Annotated in this window: 24 protein-coding genes; 5 read left to right on the top strand and 19 right to left on the bottom strand. The window is 43.0% G+C overall.

Annotated features, from left to right (window positions below):
- From DKT75_RS21730 to DKT75_RS08585, 6 genes are all read right to left on the bottom strand, one after another.
- Nucleotides 1-210, bottom strand: a complete 210-nt coding sequence (locus tag DKT75_RS21730; protein ID WP_146201343.1) for a hypothetical protein — start codon at nt 208-210, stop codon at nt 1-3.
- 151 nt (nt 211-361) lie between these two features.
- A complete protein-coding gene (locus DKT75_RS08605; RefSeq protein WP_109823016.1) occupies nt 362-691 on the bottom strand; it encodes a DUF4389 domain-containing protein in 330 nt (109 codons plus the stop codon).
- A gap of 225 nt (nt 692-916) precedes the next feature.
- The gene (locus tag DKT75_RS08600) at nt 917-1,906 is read right to left on the bottom strand and encodes a nucleotidyl transferase AbiEii/AbiGii toxin family protein (protein WP_109823015.1); all 990 of its coding nucleotides are present in this window, start codon (nt 1,904-1,906) and stop codon (nt 917-919) included.
- The gene (locus DKT75_RS21980) at nt 1,903-2,589 is read right to left on the bottom strand and encodes a DUF6088 family protein (RefSeq protein ID WP_211665298.1); all 687 of its coding nucleotides are present in this window, start codon (nt 2,587-2,589) and stop codon (nt 1,903-1,905) included. The genes DKT75_RS08600 and DKT75_RS21980 overlap by 4 nt, the downstream gene beginning before the upstream one ends.
- Before the next feature lie 205 nt (nt 2,590-2,794).
- Nucleotides 2,795-3,541 (bottom strand): phosphate/phosphite/phosphonate ABC transporter substrate-binding protein, encoded by a 747-nt coding sequence (locus tag DKT75_RS08590; RefSeq protein WP_109823014.1) that lies wholly within the window; start codon nt 3,539-3,541, stop codon nt 2,795-2,797.
- Nucleotides 3,538-3,984 carry a PAS domain-containing protein gene (locus tag DKT75_RS08585; RefSeq protein WP_245923141.1) on the bottom strand — a complete coding sequence of 149 codons (447 nt, stop codon included), beginning with the start codon at nt 3,982-3,984 and terminating at the stop codon, nt 3,538-3,540. The genes DKT75_RS08590 and DKT75_RS08585 overlap by 4 nt, the downstream gene beginning before the upstream one ends.
- A gap of 405 nt (nt 3,985-4,389) precedes the next feature.
- Here DKT75_RS08585 and DKT75_RS08580 point away from each other — a divergent pair, with 405 nt between their 5' ends.
- From DKT75_RS08580 to DKT75_RS08565, 4 genes are read left to right on the top strand one after another with little or no spacing between them, the layout of a single operon-like run.
- A complete protein-coding gene (locus tag DKT75_RS08580; protein WP_109823012.1) occupies nt 4,390-5,133 on the top strand; it encodes an amino acid ABC transporter ATP-binding protein in 744 nt (247 codons plus the stop codon).
- Nucleotides 5,134-5,151: 18 nt separating this feature from the next.
- Complete coding sequence (locus tag DKT75_RS08575) at nt 5,152-5,835, top strand: amino acid ABC transporter permease (RefSeq protein ID WP_109823011.1); 684 nt, start codon at nt 5,152-5,154, stop codon at nt 5,833-5,835.
- Nucleotides 5,832-6,518 carry an amino acid ABC transporter permease gene (locus DKT75_RS08570; RefSeq protein WP_211665297.1) on the top strand — a complete coding sequence of 229 codons (687 nt, stop codon included), beginning with the start codon at nt 5,832-5,834 and terminating at the stop codon, nt 6,516-6,518. Before DKT75_RS08575 ends, DKT75_RS08570 begins: the two co-directional genes overlap by 4 nt.
- 29 nt (nt 6,519-6,547) lie before the next feature.
- Complete coding sequence (locus DKT75_RS08565; RefSeq protein ID WP_109823009.1) at nt 6,548-7,348, top strand: transporter substrate-binding domain-containing protein; 801 nt, start codon at nt 6,548-6,550, stop codon at nt 7,346-7,348.
- A gap of 122 nt (nt 7,349-7,470) precedes the next feature.
- Here DKT75_RS08565 and DKT75_RS08560 read toward each other — a convergent pair whose 3' ends face one another.
- The 4 genes from DKT75_RS08560 to DKT75_RS22500 all read right to left on the bottom strand — a co-directional run bounded on the left by DKT75_RS08560 (nt 7,471) and on the right by DKT75_RS22500 (nt 10,786).
- Nucleotides 7,471-7,677 (bottom strand): hypothetical protein, encoded by a 207-nt coding sequence (locus DKT75_RS08560; protein ID WP_109823008.1) that lies wholly within the window; start codon nt 7,675-7,677, stop codon nt 7,471-7,473.
- Between the two features lie 90 nt (nt 7,678-7,767).
- The gene (locus DKT75_RS08555) at nt 7,768-8,856 is read right to left on the bottom strand and encodes a hypothetical protein (RefSeq protein WP_109823007.1); all 1,089 of its coding nucleotides are present in this window, start codon (nt 8,854-8,856) and stop codon (nt 7,768-7,770) included.
- 478 nt (nt 8,857-9,334) lie between these two features.
- Nucleotides 9,335-10,645: a hypothetical protein gene (locus DKT75_RS08550; RefSeq protein WP_109823006.1), complete on the bottom strand. Its 1,311-nt coding sequence runs from the start codon at nt 10,643-10,645 to the stop codon at nt 9,335-9,337.
- The gene (locus tag DKT75_RS22500; protein ID WP_245923139.1) at nt 10,646-10,786 is read right to left on the bottom strand and encodes a type I restriction-modification system subunit M N-terminal domain-containing protein; all 141 of its coding nucleotides are present in this window, start codon (nt 10,784-10,786) and stop codon (nt 10,646-10,648) included.
- A gap of 300 nt (nt 10,787-11,086) precedes the next feature.
- Between DKT75_RS22500 and DKT75_RS08540 the strand changes: the two genes are divergently transcribed.
- Nucleotides 11,087-13,018, top strand: coding sequence for a RelA/SpoT family protein (locus DKT75_RS08540; protein ID WP_109823005.1), 1,932 nt, complete (start codon nt 11,087-11,089; stop codon nt 13,016-13,018).
- 100 nt (nt 13,019-13,118) lie between these two features.
- Here the strand turns inward: DKT75_RS08540 and DKT75_RS08535 are convergent, their stop codons facing one another.
- From DKT75_RS08535 to DKT75_RS08495, 9 genes are all read right to left on the bottom strand, one after another.
- Nucleotides 13,119-14,240, bottom strand: a complete 1,122-nt coding sequence (locus tag DKT75_RS08535; RefSeq protein WP_146201342.1) for an HlyD family secretion protein — start codon at nt 14,238-14,240, stop codon at nt 13,119-13,121.
- A 105-nt stretch (nt 14,241-14,345) separates the two neighbouring features.
- Complete coding sequence (locus DKT75_RS08530; RefSeq protein ID WP_170310663.1) at nt 14,346-14,621, bottom strand: BufA1 family periplasmic bufferin-type metallophore; 276 nt, start codon at nt 14,619-14,621, stop codon at nt 14,346-14,348.
- Nucleotides 14,622-14,657: 36 nt separating this feature from the next.
- Nucleotides 14,658-17,765 carry an efflux RND transporter permease subunit gene (locus tag DKT75_RS08525; protein ID WP_109823002.1) on the bottom strand — a complete coding sequence of 1,036 codons (3,108 nt, stop codon included), beginning with the start codon at nt 17,763-17,765 and terminating at the stop codon, nt 14,658-14,660.
- A 9-nt stretch (nt 17,766-17,774) separates the two neighbouring features.
- Nucleotides 17,775-19,028 (bottom strand): efflux RND transporter periplasmic adaptor subunit, encoded by a 1,254-nt coding sequence (locus DKT75_RS08520; protein ID WP_109823001.1) that lies wholly within the window; start codon nt 19,026-19,028, stop codon nt 17,775-17,777.
- A gap of 38 nt (nt 19,029-19,066) precedes the next feature.
- On the bottom strand, nt 19,067-19,432 hold the full coding sequence (locus DKT75_RS08515) for a hypothetical protein (RefSeq protein ID WP_146201341.1): 366 nt from the start codon (nt 19,430-19,432) through the stop codon (nt 19,067-19,069).
- 63 nt (nt 19,433-19,495) lie between these two features.
- On the bottom strand, nt 19,496-20,266 hold the full coding sequence (locus tag DKT75_RS08510; RefSeq protein WP_109822999.1) for an HvfC/BufC N-terminal domain-containing protein: 771 nt from the start codon (nt 20,264-20,266) through the stop codon (nt 19,496-19,498).
- Nucleotides 20,267-21,094: an MNIO family bufferin maturase gene (bufB, locus tag DKT75_RS08505; protein WP_109822998.1), complete on the bottom strand. Its 828-nt coding sequence runs from the start codon at nt 21,092-21,094 to the stop codon at nt 20,267-20,269.
- Between the two features lie 159 nt (nt 21,095-21,253).
- The gene (locus DKT75_RS08500) at nt 21,254-22,144 is read right to left on the bottom strand and encodes a radical SAM protein (protein WP_109822997.1); all 891 of its coding nucleotides are present in this window, start codon (nt 22,142-22,144) and stop codon (nt 21,254-21,256) included.
- Nucleotides 22,145-22,251: 107 nt separating this feature from the next.
- On the bottom strand, nt 22,252-23,529 hold the full coding sequence (locus tag DKT75_RS08495; RefSeq protein ID WP_109822996.1) for a DEAD/DEAH box helicase: 1,278 nt from the start codon (nt 23,527-23,529) through the stop codon (nt 22,252-22,254).
- Between the last annotated feature and the right edge of the window lie 73 nt (nt 23,530-23,602).

Below are 23,602 nucleotides of genomic sequence, written 5' to 3'. Positions count from 1 at the left end.
TCAACCGAATTTAGAGGAAACAGGTGTGACATCAATGATAATCGGTTTTCGTGTTCTTTTCGGTAAAAAAGGCCTCGCAATTAAACCCATTACGACTAAAACAGCGGTAAACCCTAATACTGCTAAACCAATCGTGGCGAAACTAAAAACCATAAAGCCAAAAGCAACAATGCCAAGGCTGAAGAAAACTGCTCTTTTTAACGTGTCCATGTGTCGTACTCCGTGGGTGAGACAACCCAGTGCTGTCTCAATAGTTAGGACTATATTTGATCCTGTATACAGCAAGTTTGCGTGAACTTTACAGGTTTGTAAGGTTGGGACTTTGCGTAGACCTTTTATTATTTAGGACTACGCAAACGGCTTAGCTACTCTGAGTAGGAAGGTCTGTGACAACGCTCGCTTGCTCAGTTGGCTTGTCCAAACTCTTATATGGAAAAGGACGCTCTTCAGTGTTGAATGTCAGGTAGTTGACGGTCTCGTGTATATAGTCCGACAGCTTCTGACCCAGTTCCTTTAGCGCCACGTTTTGCTCTTTAGCAAATAAGCCAAAGAGTATTTGTCCAACCACTAAAGCGAATAGCACGTTAAGGCTTATCCCGAGTGATACGGTGAGAACGAGCATGCTGATTAAACGACCTTTGGTGTCGTTGCTCGGCTTGCTGTCTGTTGCTACTTCTGTTTGTTCAGTCATTAGATTACTCCGTTGTGCTCTGTTAAATGGTGAAACTGCCAGTGCAATTCCAATGAGAGCATTCTAATGACTTCTGTATACAGGTTGTTTGCGGGGAGTTTACAGGTTTGTAAGGTTGGAGGTTTGTGAAAGTCTCAACCTTAGTTGAAAGTTTTCGTTACGATAATTATTAGAGGTAATAACTATGGTTCAGAAAGGTATCTCTCAATCGATTCCACAGAAACCTTAAGAGCTTTCAGAGTGTATTTCGACTTCAAGCTTCACTAAAACATCCAATAACTCTTTAAAGCTGGGCTTACTACCGAACAGCATTTCTTGCATCTGCTCATAGTCTGTTTGCAAAGCATCAATATGATTAACCGAAGGCTGTAACATCAGACCTGACAACGTTGCCGTGTCATAATTAGCCCAGCCACTGGCATAAAAGCGCTGCTTAAACAACACAACATCCTGTAGCAGCGTTGTATCAGTTAACGCTTTTTCATGAACGCCTGACTCAACCAACTTATAAACATCATAATAGTGCCTCGCGTAACGACTAGGTAATCTCTTATCCGCTGGTCTATGTGCTTCAGCATGCAAGATAGTCAGCTTTTCCCAAAAAGTACGTGCCACAACAATAGTCGGTACAGACACCACTCTCTGGTTAAAAACATCAGGAAAATACTCAGCTGCATAAGGCTGAACATCACACATTTCCATCGGTAACATTGCCGCCAGAGGACCGATCTCCAGCCGCACTTGCGGACGTAAGTACTCTGAGTTAAAAGCCTTAGGGTAAGTAATATTAATGGTATGCGGGTCTTCCGCATCAACCTCTAATTGACACACTTCCCCCATCAGCTCATTGAGCCTAGGCAGTAACACCTCTGAAATATGCGCTTGCGCCTGCTCATTAATATCTTGATTCAACTTACGTTGTTTGGTTTTACTTCGTCCCTCAGCGGTAGGATCTTCTTCCGTTAACGATGACCAATCTAAAATAAGATCAATATCTTCAGAGAAGCGTTCAATACTGTTGTAACACTTAGATAGACTGGTTCCACCTTTAAAACGTAAGTACCGGCTTAGCTTCTCATCCTCAAATACATGTAATAGTACCCAACAAATCCAGAAGTCTTTTTCAGCTGCTGCCGCCGTGATATTCATTGCATTAGCCGTTTCAGAGAACAGCTCTCGACGTTCTTTTTCGCTTAACTGTGCGACTTGTTTCATCGTTCTTTGATCTCTTGAGACTTAGAGGTACTTAACAGCACTTGACGAATGTTATGTGCTATCCAGCTAGTCACGTATTGCGTGTCTTTCAGTGTTCTATCAATCAATATTTGGGGCAGCTCTAAATCATCACCATCCGTTTTAGTACGGCTAGCTTTCAATAAATACGTTCGCAGCTTATGCAACTCTTCCGTTGTAAGTGATCTATTTCCCAACGTATGAATGGCTTGCACTAAAATTTCATTGTACGAGTACTTCAAACCTAACTGAGTAAAGCGTGTTTTTTTAAATGTAACCTCAGTGTTTCCTAGTTGATAAGACTTACTTGGGCCATCACTTAGGTACAAATATTGAGTTGGGATCTGGGTAGATAAACCCACAAGGTTTAGCGCCGCATTACCCGAGATTTGAATGGTCCAACCAAACTTACGAGACAGTGCTTGGGCTATTTGATTAATGTCGGGGCTGAGGTCTTTTTTAAGCAACTTACTATAGGCGGGGTAGTCATATAATCCGCGCATGACTCTTCGAACTGTGCCTTTCTCGGCCATCCGACTCAATGTTCTATCTATACTAGCCAGCTCACCTAAGTGAGAGAAATCTTTCTTAGAAAAAGACCAACCCCTACCTTTTCCATAGATAATGCTAACTACTTGTTTATCTAATGATTTAGATCTATCCAATTGAAAAGCCTTGTCCGAAAAAAACATTGTTATTTCGGACATAATAGCAGCTAAAGACAATTTTCAGCAAGCCACCAGACTAGTTTAGGTGTACAAATAATCATGAGGCATACATAACAAACAGAATATCAATAAGCTATCCTTTCCTAAGTGAAATAAGGCAAAAACAAAATGGGAACCTTCTGTTAAGATTTTCCATCCACGATCAAACCAACGTATCCATCAAATCAATCATAAACTCAGTATCCTCTTGCGTTTGTTCCTGCCATCCCGACAACCCCATACTGTCTAGTACGCCCTGACCTTTGTCACGATTAGGCATATCCAACAAGCAGGCTTTTAAGGTTTCCTGATGCGCTACAAAGTTCGGGCTCGCCAACAGCACATGCTTCACCACATGAATCTCGCTACTCAGCAACACTCGCAGCTGATTTTTCACGAAGTCCGACAAGCTGTGATATGCCTCCTGCAAGAAAAAACCAAGATCTGCACGCTCCTGAAACAACGCTTTAGCCACCAACACATAGCTATCAACCATTTGAACGTCGGTGTTATCTGCATTCAAATCCGCCGCTTCGATCATCATCATGCCGATCAAATTAACATCGGGGTCATCAGTCCGTGCAATGCGCGTGCCCGACTTCAGGTCGTCTAATGTTTTTATTGGTGAATCAACTGGCACAGAAAGCACAACCTCATCAGGCTTATCTAGAGGTGCTGCAATGGCTATAAAACCTTTTTCCCGCACCAACATTGCGGCATCAAAGGGGTTAGCATAAATCAGATCAATCTCGTCTCGGCCAATGGCTTCTCGCTGAGTCGCAAAATCGTTATATAACTCCAGATGAATATTTTCCCCAAGCTGACGCTGTAACCACGTATTGAAAATATACCAACCCGCAATATAGTCCGGCATAAAGTCAGGACTCACTGTCATTGTGTAAGGCTTCATGAAACCTCCTGCGCGCATAACTGCTGATACTGTTCGATGCACTCGGCAATGCGTTGGCGCGATGGTTTTCGGCGCACCGAGGTATAACCAACGACCTCACCCTGCCGTACATTTGCTACCACCGTAGCTAACACCCAATAATAGGCTCCGTCTTTGCGAAGATTTTTGACATAACCAGACCATTTTTCACCACGCGCCAAAGTATCCCAAAGGTCTTTAAAAGCGGCTTTTGGCATATCGGGGTGGCGTAAAATATGATGCGAATGACCAATCAACTCGTCTTCGGTGAAGCCAGACATTTCAACAAACGACTGATTACCATGGGTAATAACGCCATGCTTATTCGTACGCGAAACAATCAATTTCCCTTCTGGAAACGGCACTTCCTTGTCCGTCACAAACACTTCTCTGCGACTACCATCATGATGTACCAATACCTGCATACCTATCTCCCTCTCGTTAGAATCCATTCTATAAAAGTGATTTTGATGCTAGTAACTACTAACACCTAAACTTAGGTTAGCAGCTTAGTAAAAAGAAGGATTGACCTAAGTCATGTGGCGGATTGTTAGTGATAAAAAAGCTATTTAAAATGAAATTTAAATTTCAAAAAAACTTAACCGTCTATAATAAACGATAAAAAATGGTGCTTAAACACTTCAAAATCCCTACAAAGGGGCAATAAAAACAAAGCATCCTCTTTGTCTTCACATTCACTGTGACCAGTGAAATTAAAATTTCACCTTGTAAAGCCTAGTACCGTTCATACATCTTTGAATATAACCATAATCTGGCACAGCTTTTGCTATGAATTAAATATGCGAATAACACATTAATGGTCTCACCCCATGAACGAAGCGACTAATAACTCAATCGTTATAGAGAATATGAATAAATGGTATGACGACTTTCAAGTATTGAAAGACATCAACCTCACCATCAAACAAGGCGAACGAATCGTTATCTGTGGCCCCTCAGGCTCCGGTAAATCTACCCTAATTCGCTGTTTAAACCATTTAGAGATCTATCAAGAAGGAAAAATCACCGTCAATGACGTACACGTTTTTAACGGCATGAAGAATCCCGAAGCCATACGGGTCGAAGTCGGTATGGTGTTTCAATCATTCAACCTATTCCCCCACCTCACGGTGTTAGACAACTGCATACTGCCGCAACTTCGAGTGCTTGGCTTAGATAAAGTAAAAGCACGTGAAACTGCCATGACCTTTTTAGAGCGCGTCAAAATACCCGATCAGGCAGACAAGTATCCCGCACAACTATCAGGCGGACAGCAACAACGTGTCGCGATAGCCCGCGCCCTCTGCATGAAACCACAGATCATGTTGTTTGATGAGCCGACCTCGGCACTCGATCCCGAAATGGTTAACGAAGTCCTCGACACCATGCTAGAGCTAGCAGAGTCAGGTATGACCATGGTCTGTGTGACCCATGAAATGGGCTTTGCAGCTAAAGCGGCAGACCGAGTGATCTTTATGGATGCTGGCCAAATCATCGAAGACAGCACGCCAACCGAGTTCTTTGAAAACCCTAAACATGAACGTGCTAAAGAGTTCTTAGGGCAGATTCTGTAATGACCATGGTGAAAGCGTATGTTTGATTTTAGGTTTTATGAGATTTGGCGTTCAGAAGAATTCGTCCAAGTCTTGTTTGAAGGCGCATTTAACAGCTTCTGGTTAACAACTGTCGGTGGCATATTCGGCTTTATCCTTGGTACTGGCTTAGCGTTACTTCAAGATAAGTCTGTCTTTGTCGGTCTCAGGCTGCTGGCTCGCTCTTACGTAGAAATCATCCGCAACACGCCCTTCGTTGTGCAGATGTTCTTTGTAGCATTTGGCTTGCCTATATTATTAGATATGCAGTGGAGCTTTTTCGCCTCAGCGCTACTTGCCATCATGCTTAATTTTTCGGCGTACTTTTCTGAAATCATTCGCTCAGGTATCGACTCCACACCCAAAGGACAAATTGAGGCCGCCTACTCGCTTGGCTTTAAGAAATACGATCTCGTTAAAGACATCATCCTGCCGCAAGCCTTAGAAAAGGTGTATCCGTCACTGGTGAGCCAGTTTGTGTTCCTGTTTCTAACCACAGGACTAATCTCAGAAATTGGTATTGAAGACATCACCTGGGCAGGTCGTTTTATCTCAGACAGAAACTTTCGAGACTTCGAAGTCTATCTAGTTTTAAGCGCTATCTACATGAGTATGTCATGGATGTTCATCCTGATATTAAACGGTTGTCGTCGTAAATTATTCCCATGGAGAGCCGAAAAATGACTGACTTACTGATCTCAATATTTGGTGACTTCTACGGCAACATGCTGGGTATTTTACTTAACGCTACTCAGTGGACAATTTACCTATCGCTAACCGCTTTTGTCGGTGGCGGCATCGTCGGTTTGGTAATGACGGTACTCAAAATATCACCGAGCAAACCGCTGCGAGTGTTTGCATCGATGTACATCTGGTTCTTTCAATCCATTCCGTTGCTGATGCTGCTGTTTATTCTAGGTCTGGGCGTACCTGTGTTTTTCAGTATCGACGTACCGCCTTGGCTGGCTGCGAGTGTCGCACTTACGTTATTTACCAGCGCATACCTGTCAGAAGTGTGGCGCGGCGCATTGCAAAGCATCCCAAAAGGACAATGGGAAGGTGGCACAGCGGTTGGTATGACGTTTAGTCAAAACCTAATTTACATCATTGCCCCACAAGCCATCCGCATCGCTATACCCTCGACCGTTGGCTTTATGATTCAAGTCATCAAAGGCACCTCAATGGCCTACATCATCAACTATGACGACTTGATGCGCTGGGGCAAAAAAATCGCAAATTCACAATTAGATGGCGCAGAGCCATTTATTATTTTTCCAATCGTAGGGCTGTTCTATTTCGCCCTATGTTTTCCACTGTCTTGTTTATCTAAACACTTAGAAAAAAGACTCAACACTCAAAACCGTTAATTTACCTGAATAGAAATGGAGTTACTTCAATGTACAAATCATTAAAAAAGCTTGGCCTTATTTCTCTGCTATCCGTCAGCGCGATGATGAGCACGATCGCACCAGCAATGGCAGATCAGTTCGATGACATCTTAAAAGCTGGCACTATCAAAATTGGTGTTCCAGAAAACTTCCCTCCGTTTGGCTCAGTCGGTAAAGACTTCAAACATGAAGGTTATGATGTTGACGTGGCCGCACTAATCGCTGAAGACTTAGGCGTAAAACTGGAGCTAGTACCCATCACTTCAAAGCAACGTATTCCGTTTTTAACTACGGGTAAGATCGACTTGGTTATCTCGTCTATGGGTGCAAACCCAAGCCGTGCAAAATCAATTTGGTTTTCAAGCGCTTACGCACCATTCTTCTCAGGTGCATTTGCAAGTGCGGATATGGCTATCACATCACCAGCTGATCTTGCAGGTAAGAAAATCGGTGTGACAGGTGGAACGATTGAAGATCTAGAGCTAAGTAAATCGTTACCAGAAGGCGCTGATATGAAGCGTTTTGGTGATAATGCAGCAACGATTTCTGCTTATGTTTCTAAGCAGGTTGATGTCATCGTAACGGGTAACACGGTTGCCGCGAAGATCACCAAGGACAACCCAAAGCTCAACATGGAAACTAAGTTTATCGTAAGACAATCACCTGCGTTTATGGGCATTAAGAAAGGTGAAACGAACCTATTAAGATGGGTGAATGTGTTTATCTTGCATAAGACACTCGGCGGTAACTTGGATGAGTTATCTCAGAAGTGGTTAGGTCAGAAGCTACCGGCTTTGCCTTCGCTTTAATCAGTAACTGACAGACAAAAAGCTGATGGGGCACCTCCTCGCTCCATCAGCTTTTCATAATAAAAAAACTCCTACTGACTTAGTAGCAAACCACTTTACTTAATTGCGATTACAGCATTATTTCAACACGCTAATGTTGAGTCACCCCTGAAATACTTCACTTCTGAGGAGAGTAATTTGGCTTCAACAGGCTCCCAGAACTGCATACGCGTAGCGTTGTAAAACGGGGTTGCTAGCATGGCTATCAGCACATAGAGCGCAGGTGCGGCAAAAAACGCCCCAAAGACAATAAGGAACCATGTACGTTTTGTTTTTGTTTGAGAACCCATGCCGAGGTACCTGTTTTTATTATAGTTATTAGACAGGAAGTGTAGCTGTGAACTACTTACTTTAAGAAACTGATTGATAATTGGTTAGTTCTATTTTTCTTTTCTCTCAAAAATTTCTCGATAATCAGTATTTTCATACACCTCCCAAATTTTGACTTTCTGATGGTGTATAACTTGATCAGTGTGCTCATCGTACTCCTGATCAGGAGCTCCAGTATAAAATTCATTATCGGTTCTGATAAACTCAAAAACTTTATAATAAGAAATAATATCTTTTGAGAGTATATTTGCATACTCAACCATACCAACAAGATACATACCATTTAGCTCTGAAGAGGATTTCAGGCTATGTGATACTTCTATAGCAAAGTTCTCATCCAAACCATGATAAAAAGTATCTTGATTAGTCGACATATTTGGAACCACGTAATCTTCGGGTCCAGAATAGCTATTAGGTGAAACAACTCCAAATTTTTTACTAAAAAGCTTTCTTTCACTCGTAGTATCAAAATTTGAAGTAATGTGATTTGGGTTATTACCATCAACTAACCAGAAAGATAGTGTTACATTTCTCGCTGGCGAACTCCCAAAATTTAAAACTTTAGACCTGATTTTTATTGAAAAAGCATACTCATTTCCAACCTGCTTCTCTGATAGCTTAAAGTGAACCTGTTCAGCTAAGAAAAAATCACACCATGACCTATTAGCGTGCTCCATACTTATTCTAGCAATATCGTTTGAAGTATTGGCTGCAGCAGCTGCTTTACGGGTTTCATCAAGTGTATCTCTAATCAGAAAAACACTATAAATGGTAAATATAGTAGAAATAACTAAAAGCCAGAGCTGAATTACACTGAGCTTAAGTACCTCACTTGCAGCTTTCCACATTCCCTCTTGAGCCACTAAGTCCCTTTTATCTTTAATGTACTCATTTAATTCTTTGCTTGATTCTTTCTCGCAAAGCTCTCTATCAAAAGGTTTTTTTTGCCCCTTAACAAAAAAGCAATTTGCTATAGGATATTTCAACTTAGGTGCGGAGTACTCACCTATATGTTGCCTTTCGGCAGGTATATATGAATTCACTTCGTTGTATCCATACCATAAATTCCCTATAAATAAAAAAGATAAGACCATAAATAAAACAGCCAAAATTTCTTTATTTATTAATTTATTAATCAAACGCAAATACCTGAAGAAATTAGAGAAACGCAATTAAAGTAGCTTACTAAAGAACACTAAAAAGACCTATGTAGAAATTTTTATTTATGAATCTATTTGGCTAGTTTCAACCATCAACTAAAACCTACTAAAGAACTATGATTTAACAAAATTAAGAAACACCATAAAAACCAACAATTCCGACTCATTATCTATCAAAAAACTCAATTTCAGCATGATGCAACTCAATAATCGCCTTAACCAATGACAAACCTAAACCAGTGCCCCACTTATTCGTTCTGCTTATATCACCCTGATACAAGCGCTCAAAAAACACTCACGATCAGCCTCTGATATGCCCGCACCATTATTAGACACCTGCAATTTCACTTACTCACCATCACTCGTACACATAATAAGAATGACCGTTCCCTCAGCACCATAACGAAGTCAGAACGAGAATGCTGATTAAGCGCCCCTTAGTGACCTTGCTGGGTCATTATACTGAAACTTTCTCTTTCATTAGTTTTGATTCAAACTCCTTGTAGACACTTTCGACCAAGTTTGCCAATGGAGTAATATCATTATGATTGATATCTAGCTGAGCTAATTTATCGAAAGGTATTCTGATTGAAACGTGATATCCAAAAGCAATATTGAATAGTGACCGATTGGAGTTAAGGATTTTACCTTGCCAGTTACATTTAACTTTCCATTCTGAACTTATGTGTTCATCTAGCAAGTTTTCAATAGCGGGCCAAGCTGCTTTTTTTACTCTACCTGTGTATTTCGTGAAGTTTGCTTTAGTGTAAAGATTCTTCTTAAAGTCAGCTTTAGTCAACCATAACCCTGTTATGTAAGACTGTCCCATAAGCTTTATGTGGTAGTTAATCCTTGTTGGATAAGCAATATTGTCAACATGCAATTCATCATTAAACGTCGCCTCTTTATGAAAAATCCCGTACCCCTGCCCTTTGGTGTTTCCGGGGTATATATCAATCACTAAATCACCAAAATCGGGGTCGACTTTAAACAAAAGTTCGTTAGCCCAGCCTTTTGAAAATGTAGTACCCAATCTATCGTTGTAAGTCAGTTTCTCGACTGTTTCATCATTTTTACAAAACTCAGTGAGAGCCGACTCTATTCTTCGATGAATAGATTTAGGGTTCTTACCTTTTAAAGAGCCAATTGGAGTTTCAGGTAGCCAACGGAAGTTATGACCTTTTACGAGCTGAATAAAGTCGGTAAGAAATCGATTGGTGTTACCTGTCGTTTTTTCAAAACTGGCAACTTTTACAGCAATAGCCATGAGTTTCATCCAGTTTAAGTCAACGGGGGTCACAGCGTCCTTATCGCTGACGATGCACTTACCCTGTTTTTTTAAAGTATTCAGTATTTGGTTGTACAGTTGAGCTGTACAGTTGATGTTGTCCCTTTTGGCTTCAACAACGATCAGAATATCATTGACCGTAATTACCAAGTCACAAACTGGGTCATACTCTGAGTTATGAGTCTGTTGCCAAAAATTTGACATGACGCTCTCACTTAAAGAAACTGCGAATACCTTCTCAAAGTCAATGATGTGACTTGTTTTCTTTTGAATTTCTATTTGAATTTCTGTGTCGCCATCAATATCTTCAAACAACTTATTGTATAAAGCTGAATCATTAATAATAGCTTTCAAGACCTCATGAAAAAATAGAGCATCCTCTTGTAAACAAATCGCCAAAGCTCTTGTTAAGTCATTCTCTAATTGGTAACTACGGTTACCTTTCGCGTATGTTTTAAAGATATTTAAATGCTTATTCATTTACAGAAACCTTTTTATGCGTTTAAAGAAAAGTAGCGGAAATATGTAAACTTTAAAGTCAGATGCACCAACAGAGCCTTTTAAGATCCAAGCTGCTTTTGAAAGGTATTGCTCTAACTGCGAGAGCGTTATTTTATCCATAATTTAGCGACGCTAATTCTTGTTGACAACACCATGTTATTTAGGGATTTTCTACACCGTGCCGTAATTGTGAATTTTGTCAGTCAACCTGCTAGAAAAAAGGTCATTTAGTTTTGTCATCCTAACCGTTAATCAGCGACTGTGCCACATTTTATATCTCGTCATCTAGGCTGAAAAATTGATACACCATACAAAGCACTTCTTCAAACCCCGCTTCACTTATTGTGTAACCTGATTTTGTTATACAATGAGCACTCAGGCTGTAAAAACAAACCTCGCACAATTAGAAAAGACATCCCCATGAAGCATACTAAATTTTCTGGACAGGCAGAGTACCAATCCGTCAAAGACGTCGAGACGTATTTATTAAAAGGCGTTGAAGAAGAGCAACAGCGGTCGCTGCTTAAGCAAGCCATTCAATGCGCTGACAGCATACAAGATGAGCCTACTCACCTGCCGTCATCGGTTGATATTGCCTTCATACTAAAAAAGCTGGGCGTAGAGCCACAGACGCTGATAGCCGCACTACTCACTGACCCACGTTTTGATGAGCGCCTATCGCTACTTGATATCGAAGACCAGTTTACGCCCAGCGTTGCAGCACTGACTAAGCAAGTTAACTGGCTCAATACCTTTAAAGAACCAGAGCTGGTTGAGCACAACATACCTGACCAAGCGGAAGCCTTGCGACGCATGCTTCTAGCCACAGTCAACGATGTACGCGCGGTACTGGTACGTTTGGTTTATCGTGTACAACGCTTACGAATGCTGGGCACTGAACCACGACACGTCCAGTACGCCATTGCCCGTGAAACGCTAGATATCTATACGCCATTAGCAAATCGCTTAGGTATTGGTGAGTTGAAGTGGGAAATGGAAGATTTAGCGTTCCGTTACCTAGAGCCTGAGCAGTACAACGCCATTGCGAAATCGATGGATGTTAACCGCACACATCGGGAAGCCATTATTGATGGTTTTGTCGATACCTTGCAGGACTTATTTGCTGAACGAAATATCGAAGCACGTTGCTACGGCCGCGCTAAACACCTCTATAGCATCTGGAAAAAGATGCAGCGTAAAAACCAAGAATGCCATGAGTTATCAGACTTACTCGCGGTCCGTGTGGTGGTTGACAGTGTTGAAGATTGTTATCAAGTATTAGGCTTAGTTCACGGCCTTTGGCGTCATCTGCCAGAAGAGTTCGATGATTATATTGCCAATACAAAAGAGAACGGATACCAGTCAATTCACACCGCTATTCACGGCCCTGAGCAACAGGTTATCGAAGTTCAGATTCGTACCAAGTCGATGCAACAGTTTGCCGAGTACGGTGTAGCAGCACACTGGCGGTACAAAGAAGGCAGTAGCCAAGACCAAGCGATGGAGAATACCATCGAGGCACTACGCAGCCTGTTGGAACACCCTGTTGCGGATGAACAACTACTTGAGCAACTAAAACCAGACTATTTGAATGACCGAGTCTATGTCTTAACACCCAAAGGTGAAGTGGTAGATTTGCCGCCTCAGGCAACGGCCTTAGACTTTGCTTACTTTGTGCATAGCGAGGTTGGACACCACTGCATTGGCGCGACTATCGATGGGCAGCGTGTCCCTCTGAGCTATCCACTTAAGTCTGGCGAACGTATCGAAATACTGACCGATCCAAACTCAACGCCTAAGCTAAGTTGGCTCAGTTATAAAAATCGCTACTTCACCACATCACGCACAGCGGCGAGTGTTCGTAGTTGGTTAAATAACCATTACAAAGACACCGATACCGCTCAACTCATCACTAGCGAACTTGTGACGGGCGTGGGTAACCGTGAGATTATTGTGTCGTCTTGTTGTCAGCCGAAACTAGGCGAGCGAATCGTTGGTGTGTATCAGTCTGACACTTCGGTCGTTGTTCACTCAGCTGAGTGTCCAAATGCGGATAAGAGCAAACACGAGCAGCCTGTTTTGGAACTCGAATGGGGTGAGAAAACAAACACCATTCGCCAGACTATTCATATCAAAGCCTTTGATCGACAGGGATTACTACAAGACCTATCGACTTTGATGAGTCAGGCACAGGTGAACATTTTGCAGATTAATTCGGTGACGGATACTGATGACCAATCGGTGTCGATGGATCTGTTAATTGAGATTGGCACAGAAGATGAACTACAGCACTTGTTTAGACGGATTGAGTTTATCCCGAATGTGTTTGAGGCTAGTGTGGGTGGGGAGTAGTTCCACACCCTAGTTATGTAAATTAACTAAGTATACTTGAGTACAATTGCTCGAAAAATCCGATAGACACGCTATAGCTCCAAGGAAAATTTTCACCGAATCACCAAGAAACACGCCCATTTTTTCCGATTGGAAGTACATTTTCTTGAGTAAACTTAAGCCGGATTTCTTGGGTGCTTGCTTGCCCTGTCACTGTTGCAACGATGGAACGTAAAGACACCTCTAATTGTTTATCATCAGCAGTGAAATAAATAGTTTTGGCTTTCTGCAAGCTGTCCAACTCATTGGCAGATAACGATGCAACGACTTCAGCATCTTGAATAGACAGCAATTGAAATGCTTTTTCACCGGTGGCGATTCTCTGCCCCTGTTGGACCATTCTGTTAACGATTTGACCATCAAATGGTGCACTTAATGTGCATCGTGAAACCATAAGCGATTCCGTTTTATATCTCGCCTCTGCGGCTAACAAGGTTGCAGCAAAAATAGAAACATTCGTTTTAGCTACATCTAAATTGCTTTTTGCGGCTAACGTTTTCGCTTCCTGTGATTTCACCATTGCAGTAGCAGCACTTGCTGTTGCCTCTGCGGTAGCAATATTAGCCTTTACAGCGATTAAGCTTGATTCTACTGCTCGGCACTCAGCCTGGGCGACTTGCAAAGTGGTCTGTGCAGTGTCTAACTCCTGCTGTGAGATTGCACGTTGCTGACGTAGATTACGAGCTCTCTGTAACTCTATATTTGCCAGCAGACACTTAGCTTGCTCTGCCTCCAACCTAGCTTTCGCAGCGCTGTACTGAGAATGAGCAACAGAGATACGAGAGCGCTCAGCTTGTGCTTGAGCCTCAGATAACGCTTCATTTGCTTTACTCGCTTGAATATCACTTAGACGTGTTTGAACCAGTGACTCCGCCGATTTTTTTTGTGCTTCAATGGTTTTAACATTCGCTTGTGCCTGTTCTAAATTGGCATCGTATTCACGGCAATCAAGGTGCGCAAGCTCATCTCCTAATTTCACCGTATCACCAACATCAACATGAATGCGTTCAATATTTGCGGCAACTTCAGCACTAACAAGAGAGTTTTTTAAACTAATGATACTGGCAGGTGCGCTATGTAATGTGCCCACACTCGATTGATTTGTTTCAGTTACTTCATTAGCGATAACATCCCCTGAAGCAAAGACCAGTGCCATCATTAATACAGCAGGTAAACGATTCATAAAAAACTCTCTATTGATTTTATTAGTAAGGTCCCACTCACGAGGCAAAAGTGGGACTTTCAAGCAATTTGCAGCGTCAACGTCTGCCTCACTGCGCAAGAAAAATTACATTTTCATGCCTTCTGACTCATCTAATACCGTTCCGCCAGCAATTTTTTCGCAAGTACCCTTAGGTAATGTAATCCAATCTTCTGGGGAATAGTCCTCTTTACCCATACCTGCGCATGCATGTTCACTTGTGCCACAGTCATTCATGCCGGCTTTTACAACACCTGCACAAGACTCTGTTTCAGGCTTTGCCTCATCTGCTGTTGCACTCCCAAGGCCTAGCGCTAAAACACTACTGATTGCAGCACTGACCAATAATTTATTTTTAGACATCACTTACTCCTAATTTATAGATTCAAATTCACAGCTTTAAAATGACCGACGTTTCCATATTAGGTAGATCGCCGGAATCACTAACAAAGATAGCAATGGCGCTGTAACCATGCCACCAATCATAGGCGCAGCAATACGCTGCATGACCTCTGACCCTGTACCAGTACCCAACATAATGGGCACTAAACCCGCAATAATGACGGCCACCGTCATGGCTTTTGGACGCACTCGCATAACAGCACCCTCCATTATTGCTTCACGCAATTCTTCTTCGCGATTAATTCCACCTGGATGGTCTTTCAAAGCATTATCCAGATAGACCAACATAATGACACCGAACTCCGCAGCCACACCGGCCAAGGCAATAAAGCCAACCATCACAGCCACTGATACATTGAACTCCAGTAGCCACAGATACCAAACACCCCCTGCAAGCGCAAAAGGTAAAGACAACATCACAATCAATGCTGAAATCATGTTGCTAAACGTTAAGTAGAGCAAAATAAAGATAATCACCAAGGCCAATGGAACGAGTAATTTCAATTTCTTTTCAACACGTAACATGTACTCATACTGACCCGCCCAAGAAATTGAGTAGCCTGCGGGCAACTTAACTCGTTCAGCAACTCTAGCTTGTGCAGATTCCAAATAGCTTCCCAAGTCAACGCCACGTATATCAACAAACGTCCAACCATTTAATCGCGCATTTTCTGTTTTAATCATTGGTGGACCTTCGGTGAACTTTAAACTTGCTACCCGTGATAAAGGAATATGTTCACCCGTTGGGGTCACAATAGGTAAATCTAATAATTTATCGATACTGTCACGCGTCTCTCTCGGATAGCGAAGATTGACTGGGTAGCGCTCTAAGCCTTCCACCGTACTCGTAATATTTGCCCCGCCCACAGCAGAACCAACAACACTCTGAATATCAGCAATATTCAAACCGAATCGAGCAGCAGCTTGGCGATCAGGGATAACTTCGATATAACGACCACCTGATACACGCTCTGAAAAAACGGATGCGGTACCTTCTAGATCTCCTAGTGCCGTTTCAATATCCTTACCAATACCTTCAATAACCTTTAAATCTTGGCCTGCCACCTTAATCCCGACAGGCGTTTTTATCCCCGTTGCCAACATATCAATACGCGTTTTAATGGGTTGTACCCAAGCATTCGTTAAGCCAGGAAACTGCACCGTCGCATCAAGTTCAGCGATTAATTTTTTTAGCGTCATTCCTTCTCGCCACTCTGACTTGTCTTTTAGCAAGATCGTGGTTTCTATCATGGTAAGCGGCGCAGGATCAGTCGCAGTATCAGCACGCCCGATTTTGCCGAAGACTCGTTCTACCTCAGGCACTGTTTTAATGAGTCGATCTGTTTGGATGAGCATTTCTTGGGCTTTACCAATCGATACACCCGGTAACGTCGTCGGCATATATAGGAGGTCACCCTCCTCTAACTCCGGCATAAACTCAGAGCCCAATTGTTTATAAGGTAAAAAAACCGAAACCATCACAAGTAGAGCAACAACAATGGTTGCTTTTGGCCAATCAAGGCAGACTTTTAATGCCGGCTTGTACAGAGCAATAAGAAAGCGTGAAATCGGGTTTTTTTGTTCATTTGGAATATGTCCACGAATAAAATAGCCCATTAATACGGGAATTAGCGTTACGGATAAACCTGCCGAAGCTGCCATAGCGTAGGTCTTAGTGTAAGCCAATGGAGAGAACATTCTCCCTTCTTGCGCTTCCAACATGAACACAGGAACAAAGCTGAGCGTGATAATTAATAAAGAGAAAAATAACGCAGGACCAACCTCTGCCGCGGCACGCTCAATCACCACCCAGCGGTCTTCTTTCTGACCACTTTCCTGCCATCGTTCCAAATGTTTATGAGCATTTTCGATCATCACAATCGCCGCATCCACCATGGCACCGATGGCAATAGCAATACCGCCTAATGACATAATATTGGCGTTAATACCCTGCTGTTGCATGATGGTAAAAGCGATCAAAACACCTAAAGGGAGACTAACAATCGCAACTAATGCCGAGCGTAGATGAAACAAAAAGACAAAGCAGACAAGTGCTACTGCAATAAACTCTTCTCCTAACTTAAGGCTGAGGTTATCAACTGCGCTTAGAATCAAATCAGAGCGATCATAGGTGGTGACTAACTCAACCCCTTCAGGTAATCCCGCTTTCAGCGACTCTAATTTAACCTTGACGTTATTAATCACCTCTAAGGCATTTTCTCCATAGCGCATAACGACAATGCCGCCGACAACCTCTCCTTCACCGTCTAAGTCCACAATACCGCGGCGCATTTGAGGACCCAACTGAATGTCCGCAACATCACGTAATAAAATGGGTGTCCCTGTTTCTGCGCTAACGGCGATGGGTATAAGCTCAAGGTCCTCTAAGGTACTCAGGTAGCCTTTTGCACGAATCATGTATTCGGCTTCAGCAATTTCCATGACGGAACCGCTGGTTTCTTGATTAGCCTTTTGAATCGCGGACTTAATCTGATCCAAGGTAATATTATAAGCGCGCAGCCTTTGTGGGTCTGCTGTGACTTGGTATTGCTTTACCATGCCACCCACGGTGGCGACCTCTGATACCCCTGGCACCGTTTGCAATTCAAACTTAATGAACCAGTCTTGTAAGCTGCGTAGTTGGGATAAATCATGCTTACCCGTTTTATCAACTAAGGCATACTCATACACCCAACCAACACCCGTCGCATCAGGCCCTAAACGAGGTTGAACACTGGCCGGCAACTGACTAGCCGCCTGACTTAGATACTCCAATACACGTGCCCGTGCCCAATAAATATCCGTACCGTCCTCAAAAATCACATAAACGAAGGAGTCACCAAAAAACGAATAGCCACGAACCGCTGTTGCTTTGGGAACGGAAAGCATCGTCGTTGTTAGTGGGTAGGTCACTTGATCTTCAACGACCTGCGGCGCTTGACCTGCATAGTTCGTTTTGATGATGACCTGCACATCGGATAGATCAGGGATCGCATCTAGAGGGGTCATCTTCACCGAGACGACACCAATGACCGTCAATAAACCGGCCAACATCAGTACCAAAAAGCGCTGCTGAATGGAGAAAGCAATTAATTTTCTTAACATGGTTTTCTCTTATTGGCTCATGCGCTGAAAGCTAGCTTGGAGGTTGCTTTCCGAGTCAATCAAAAACTGCCCTGACAAAACAATTTCATCTCCTACATCTAAGCCTTCAGTAATTTCTACCCGATTACCCGCCTTAATACCAACCTTGACCTCAACGGGCTGATAATGATTTTCCTCAGTCACTTTGACAACGCGAAAGCCTTCCGAACTAGGAATCAACGCTTCACGAGGAATCGTGACAGCGCCAGCCACTGGACGATTGTTGATTTTCACACTGGCAAACATATTGGGTTTTAACAAACCGTCATCGTTTTTAAACTTAAGTCTGACCTGCAATGTACGTGTCTTTTCATTGAGCTCTGGGTAAATATAGTCAACGCGACCACTCCAGGTTTCACTGGGTAATGCACCCACCCGCATGGTTGATTGAGCGCCTTTTCTGACCCAACTTAACTGGTCAGGAAATACATCAACAATGACCCAGACACTACTCAAGTCGGCTATCGCATAAAGTAACTTAGAAGGTGTAACGTACATGCCATCACGCACGCCTATTTCTGTGACTACACCATCAATAGGTGAGGTTAAAGGAACATTAGGCGTTTTAGTGGCGGTTGTTTCTAGGGTTCTGATAACTGACTCCGACACCTCCATGACCTGCAAACGCGTTAATACATCGATTTGCTTTTGTCGGTCACTGGTATTTCGTAAAGCCGTTAAATAGTCTTCCTGAGCGGTATAAATGTCTGGTGAGTAATAACTGGCTAATCGCTGGCTTTTTTTAACCTTGTCACCCAAAACTTTCACAACAGGGTCTTTAATCCAACCATTTGTGCGCGCATGGATGTGGAAAAGCTTACTCTCATCATAGCGAACATAGCCCACCGTATTGATCGCACGAGACAAGGTTCGCTTAGTCACTTTACCTGTTCGCACCCCCATACTTTGAGCAGTACTAGAAGACACACTAACAATAGGCTTCCCACTACTCATATTGGGGTCAAAAGACTTAAGGACCAAATTCATGCCACAAATCGGACAGGAGCCTTCCTCACCTTGTTGGACTTGCGGGTGCATAGGGCAAATATAGGTGGGGTCAGCGTGCTTGGCAGCATGCTCTGCGGGTGAGGCTTTTTTAGCCTCAGACAAAGTCTCAGAGCCTGGTACTATCCGTTCAATATCTTTTGCGATAGCGATATTTGATAGAACTATTAGTACTAAGGCAGTAATGCCCATAAAGGGCGTAAACCAATTGTTTTTCATGCGTCATACTCAGGTAAATGAACAAAATTCAAATAAAACTAAGCTGGCATGATCCTTGGAGGTCGTTGATTGGGAAGTAGAAATTGTGTCTGCAGACTGGGAATGTCCATTTTTTTGAACGATACCAAACCAAAATAAGGTGCTAGGTAAGAAAGCAACTCGTTTGGTACTTTGGCCGTGTTGAGACTGTCACACTGACAGTTATCCATATTGCAGGGGTTATCAGCCTGAGAAGGCTTAACCTTTTGATGAGAGCGCTCTGACTGCGCAACTTTCATTTGCTCGCAATGCGTCATCACTATTTCATCGTTGGTAGGTACAGATACCATCACCGACATTGATGCAATTGACACTGAATTCAGTACCAACATCAATAAGGTGATTAAAGTGATCTTTACTTTCAACAGCTTCTCTCAACAAAAAAACAATCTAGTGAAACTTTTACATAAATTAAGCACCTGAGCAAGTTAATTAAAATTGCATATCCACCCTTGTTGAACTGCCGTTGCTAAAAGCGTAGTGATATCACTACCAAACTCATCGCTTAACGCCTGAAGCGTGTATTTCTGCTGAACACACTGTAAAAATCGCCACTGCGCATGGCTCAGTTCGCTTTGTTTCAAATGACGCCCTTGTCGCCAAATGATGACATATACTTCACTTTTTAAGACTAACGAGGCTAACTGCTCCGAAACCTCTAGAGGGCTCTTTGCCTGATGAGCCAACCAAATCGCATCTACGGCAAACGCTGAGTGCAACAGAGAAGCGGAGCTAGGTAGCTCGAAGTGTAACTCCGCTTGCGCTTGTTCATTCAGTTCGGCTAATTGGGAAAAGTCTGCAATGGGCTGGTTTGGTTGGTGCCAGGCTAAATGGCGCATCCACTCTAAGCTTGCAACATCTGCTATATACGGATGAGACTTGAGCGCTTCTTGTTGACTTATAAAGTCATTAAAGCACTCGCCAAAGTCCGCAAGATAAGGCGTTGATGGTTGATTTTGGTCAATAAACGTATTGGACAACACTGCAAATCGTTGTTGCCCAATGAGTTGCTGAGAAACCGAAAATAACGCGGCGAGGTGCTGCTTCAAGATGGCCCTTGTACTGTTCCGATAAATACCTAAGCGCTGCTCTGCATTTAATTGGCCTTGCGATAAAACATTTTTACTCGCCGCGATTAAATCTGGTTGCTTATCAAACAGCGCATGAGCGACAAGATGTTGTAACTTGCTAAGATCCATTTACATCACCTTGCCAGACTGTTGGAGCATGTCTGATGCTTTACTCGCTTCTCGTAATAAAACGTCTAAGGTGGGAATATTATTATCCCATTCAATCAGTGTTGGCACAGGCCCAAACCGCTGCAATGCTTTCTCATAAAGCGCCCACACAACATCTGGTACAGGGTGACCATGTGTGTCGAGCAAATGCGTACCCCGATCTTCAAATCCAGCTAAATGCATTTGCCGAATTCTTGAAGCGGGAACCGTATTCAAATACGTCTCAGGGTCAAACTCATGATTATGGGCACTCACGTATATATTATTAATATCTAACAACATGCCGCAGTCAGCAGACTCAGCAACTTCGCTAAAAAACACCCACTCAGGCATCTCTGACGTTTTGTATTGCAAGTAGCTAGATACATTCTCAATAATCAACTCATATCCTAAGAAGTCTTGAACTTGCTTAATACGAGCAGACACATGTTCAATGGTAGCTTGGTTGTAAGGCAAAGGCATGAGGTCGTGTGTATGCATACCATGAACGGCTGACCAACATAAATGATCCGAAATCCATGCTGGTTTAACCTTATCGGCTAACGCTTTTAAACGCTTGAGATAATCCATGTTCAATGGATCAACTGAGCCTAGTGATAACCCCACACCATGCATGGTAAGCGGGTAATGATCGGCAACCTCTAATAAATAATCTTGCTGCACACTACCCTCAACTAAGTAATTATCAGTTAATACCTCTAGCCAAGGGATTGGGGGACGCTCTTCTAGTATCTGATCGATATGTGAAAATCGAAGCCCAATACCACATCCTGAAACTGCAAGATCCATACGATTACTCAAAAATAAAAAAATATTAGTTTGCTAACTTAATAACTCACCTGTCAAGCCAATTACCAATGATAGACTGATCTACAATCATTGCATCAGCGATCTCTTTTATGATGTAACTTTAGGTGTTTTTCTAATTTGGAAAATCGCTAAAAGATTCTACAACCCACGCTGCCATTCCTGTCTCAGCCCTGCACTACTCGGTGAAGCGATCGCTTGGTTCACCGTTTGCAGCAGCTTTTCTTTGTCCTTATTCAACACACCTTTTAGGATTAAATAGTTAGAGGCATGGTCGCTACGGAAAATCGTTTTCTCTAGCTCCAACGCCTCCAATAACATCTGCATTTCACGGAATAAGTCCATCTGTTCTAGCGGCAGGTATTGATCCTCAAAACCCGCTTGTACACGCTGCATCCCCATAGGAAACGACACAACGAGTGTTGCTAAATAATCAGGCTGTGCTTCATTCATTAGCAACGCTGAGCGTAATGCATGCTGCTCACTGAATCGTACGCCTCCCATGCCATTTAGAATCATCACAGAGCTTTTCATGCCGCTTTGTTTGATTTTTATCAACGCATCTAGTGAGCTGTTAAAAGTCTCACCTTTATTGATCGCAGCCAGTACTTCATCGTCGCCACTTTCACAGCCGACATACATAAGCGTCAGGCCTAACTCACGGAGTTCGGTAAGTTCTTCGACGGTTTTATTTAGTAGATTTCGTGGCAAACAATAGGAGGAAACACGCTGTACCTTTGGCAGGTACTTTTTGATGGATTCTAAAATGCCTTTGAGACGTTTAAATGACAATGTCACCGCATCGCCATCAGCCAGGAACACGCGACGTACATGCTCACCTGTTGCTGCAATTGCCTGTAACTCTTGATCAATATCTGCTTGAGGCTTAGGTCGGAATTTCTTTTGGTCAGCGGTGTACATATCGCAAAACGTACATTTATTCCACGAGCAACCGTTGGTGACTTGCAGAACGAGCGAATAAGCTTCACTGGGCGGGCGAAATACGGGTTCGATGTAATTAATTGGGAACATATGATTGTCTGGCCTGTGTTAGCGACCTGCTTATTATACTCAATACGAAATTAGGCACAGGAGCTTTCGAAATGTCTGTGTATATCAATTAGAGAAAGGCTTCCCTATTACAACAGATCCCGCCAGCTCTCACGCTTAGATTTAGATTTCCCACGACCACCACGCCCTTTTGACTTCCCTCGCTTTGACGCTTGAGGGTCTGCTTCAAAATTACCATACTCTTCATCAACTGAAGGATGTGCCAGTCCTGCCACGCTAGGCTCAAAGCCCGGAATCACGTCACGCTCAAACTTACGCTCAATAAGCCGCTCAATCGCCTGTAACTGCTTATATTCATCTTCACTAAACAATGACACTGCTAAGCCTGAAGTCCCTGCACGCCCCGTACGACCAATGCGGTGCACATAGTCTTCTGGCACATAAGGCAGGTCAAAGTTAACCACGCACGGTAGCTGGTCGACATCTATTCCACGAGACGCAATATCCGTCGCAACAAGCGCAACGACCGCACCCGTCTTAAAGTCTTCTAAGGCATGAGTACGCGCATGCTGAGTTCTGTTCGCATGAATAGATTCTGCAGGAATACCTGCGTTCTTTAGCTCGACAACTAAACTATCCGCACCTCGCTTGGTACGACTAAACACCAACACTTGATGCCATTTATTTTGCTTAATCAGATGGATTAATACCTGACTCTTAAGCTCTTTATCTACAGGGTGAACGACTTGCTTTACTGTATCGGCGATACTGTTTACCGCAGTCACTTCAATCAGTATTTGGTCATTCAACATGCCATCTGCAAGTGACTTGATCGCTTTAGAAAACGTTGCTGAAAACATGAGCGTTTGACGATTAAGCGGCAGTAGCGTTTGGATGTGACGGATGTCGTCGATAAAGCCCAAGTCCAACATCCGATCAGCTTCATCTAAGACGAGTATCTCAAGTTGGTCAAAGTTAATGGCTTGTTGTTTATAAAGGTCTATCAAACGACCCGGGGTTGCGACAAGCACATCTAGACCACTTTCTAGCTCAGAGATTTGCGGTTCAATGCGCATCCCGCCAAACACGGCTGCAGATCGAATATTCATCGCGCGGCTGTAATTTTTAACACTCTCAAACACCTGTGCCGCAAGCTCACGAGTGGGTGTAATGATTAACGCACGAACAGATTTTGACTGAGGGCTAGCGCCTCCAGACAACAACTGAACCACAGGCAAGGTAAAACCCGCTGTTTTACCTGTACCCGTTTGCGCTACAGCCATCACGTCGCGCTTACTAAGCACCGCCGGAATCGCTTCAAGTTGTATCGGTGATGGCGTTGAGTAGCCTTGTTCGGCAATCGTTTTTAACAGCTCATCATACAAGCCTAAAGCGTCAAATGACATGAATTAACATTCCTTGGGGGGTGAAATTTTCTAGATGATGCCTGAAAATTTAACCTAACGTTAGGTGATCATT

The organism is Leucothrix arctica (genome assembly GCF_003172895.1).
GTDB lineage: Bacteria > Pseudomonadota > Gammaproteobacteria > Thiotrichales > Thiotrichaceae > Leucothrix > Leucothrix arctica.
Note: the sequence above shows the minus strand (reverse complement) of the source record. Positions and strands in the feature narration are given on the sequence as shown.

Coding starts and splice junctions, on each gene's coding strand:
- DKT75_RS21730 (WP_146201343.1), bottom strand. CDS start 210: ATGGACACGTTAAAAAGAGCAGTTTTCTTCAGCCTTGGCATTGTTGCT.
- DKT75_RS08605 (WP_109823016.1), bottom strand. CDS start 691: ATGACTGAACAAACAGAAGTAGCAACAGACAGCAAGCCGAGCAACGAC.
- DKT75_RS08600 (WP_109823015.1), bottom strand. CDS start 1,906: ATGAAACAAGTCGCACAGTTAAGCGAAAAAGAACGTCGAGAGCTGTTC.
- DKT75_RS08590 (WP_109823014.1), bottom strand. CDS start 3,541: ATGAAGCCTTACACAATGACAGTGAGTCCTGACTTTATGCCGGACTAT.
- DKT75_RS08585 (WP_245923141.1), bottom strand. CDS start 3,984: ATGCAGGTATTGGTACATCATGATGGTAGTCGCAGAGAAGTGTTTGTG.
- DKT75_RS08580 (WP_109823012.1), top strand. CDS start 4,390: ATGAACGAAGCGACTAATAACTCAATCGTTATAGAGAATATGAATAAA.
- DKT75_RS08575 (WP_109823011.1), top strand. CDS start 5,152: ATGTTTGATTTTAGGTTTTATGAGATTTGGCGTTCAGAAGAATTCGTC.
- DKT75_RS08570 (WP_211665297.1), top strand. CDS start 5,832: ATGACTGACTTACTGATCTCAATATTTGGTGACTTCTACGGCAACATG.
- DKT75_RS08565 (WP_109823009.1), top strand. CDS start 6,548: ATGTACAAATCATTAAAAAAGCTTGGCCTTATTTCTCTGCTATCCGTC.
- DKT75_RS08560 (WP_109823008.1), bottom strand. CDS start 7,677: ATGGGTTCTCAAACAAAAACAAAACGTACATGGTTCCTTATTGTCTTT.
- DKT75_RS08550 (WP_109823006.1), bottom strand. CDS start 10,645: ATGAATAAGCATTTAAATATCTTTAAAACATACGCGAAAGGTAACCGT.
- DKT75_RS22500 (WP_245923139.1), bottom strand. CDS start 10,786: ATGGATAAAATAACGCTCTCGCAGTTAGAGCAATACCTTTCAAAAGCA.
- DKT75_RS08540 (WP_109823005.1), top strand. CDS start 11,087: ATGAAGCATACTAAATTTTCTGGACAGGCAGAGTACCAATCCGTCAAA.
- DKT75_RS08535 (WP_146201342.1), bottom strand. CDS start 14,240: ATGAATCGTTTACCTGCTGTATTAATGATGGCACTGGTCTTTGCTTCA.
- DKT75_RS08530 (WP_170310663.1), bottom strand. CDS start 14,621: ATGTCTAAAAATAAATTATTGGTCAGTGCTGCAATCAGTAGTGTTTTA.
- DKT75_RS08525 (WP_109823002.1), bottom strand. CDS start 17,765: ATGTTAAGAAAATTAATTGCTTTCTCCATTCAGCAGCGCTTTTTGGTA.
- DKT75_RS08520 (WP_109823001.1), bottom strand. CDS start 19,028: ATGAAAAACAATTGGTTTACGCCCTTTATGGGCATTACTGCCTTAGTA.
- DKT75_RS08510 (WP_109822999.1), bottom strand. CDS start 20,266: ATGGATCTTAGCAAGTTACAACATCTTGTCGCTCATGCGCTGTTTGAT.
- bufB (WP_109822998.1), bottom strand. CDS start 21,094: ATGGATCTTGCAGTTTCAGGATGTGGTATTGGGCTTCGATTTTCACAT.
- DKT75_RS08500 (WP_109822997.1), bottom strand. CDS start 22,144: ATGTTCCCAATTAATTACATCGAACCCGTATTTCGCCCGCCCAGTGAA.
- DKT75_RS08495 (WP_109822996.1), bottom strand. CDS start 23,529: ATGTCATTTGACGCTTTAGGCTTGTATGATGAGCTGTTAAAAACGATT.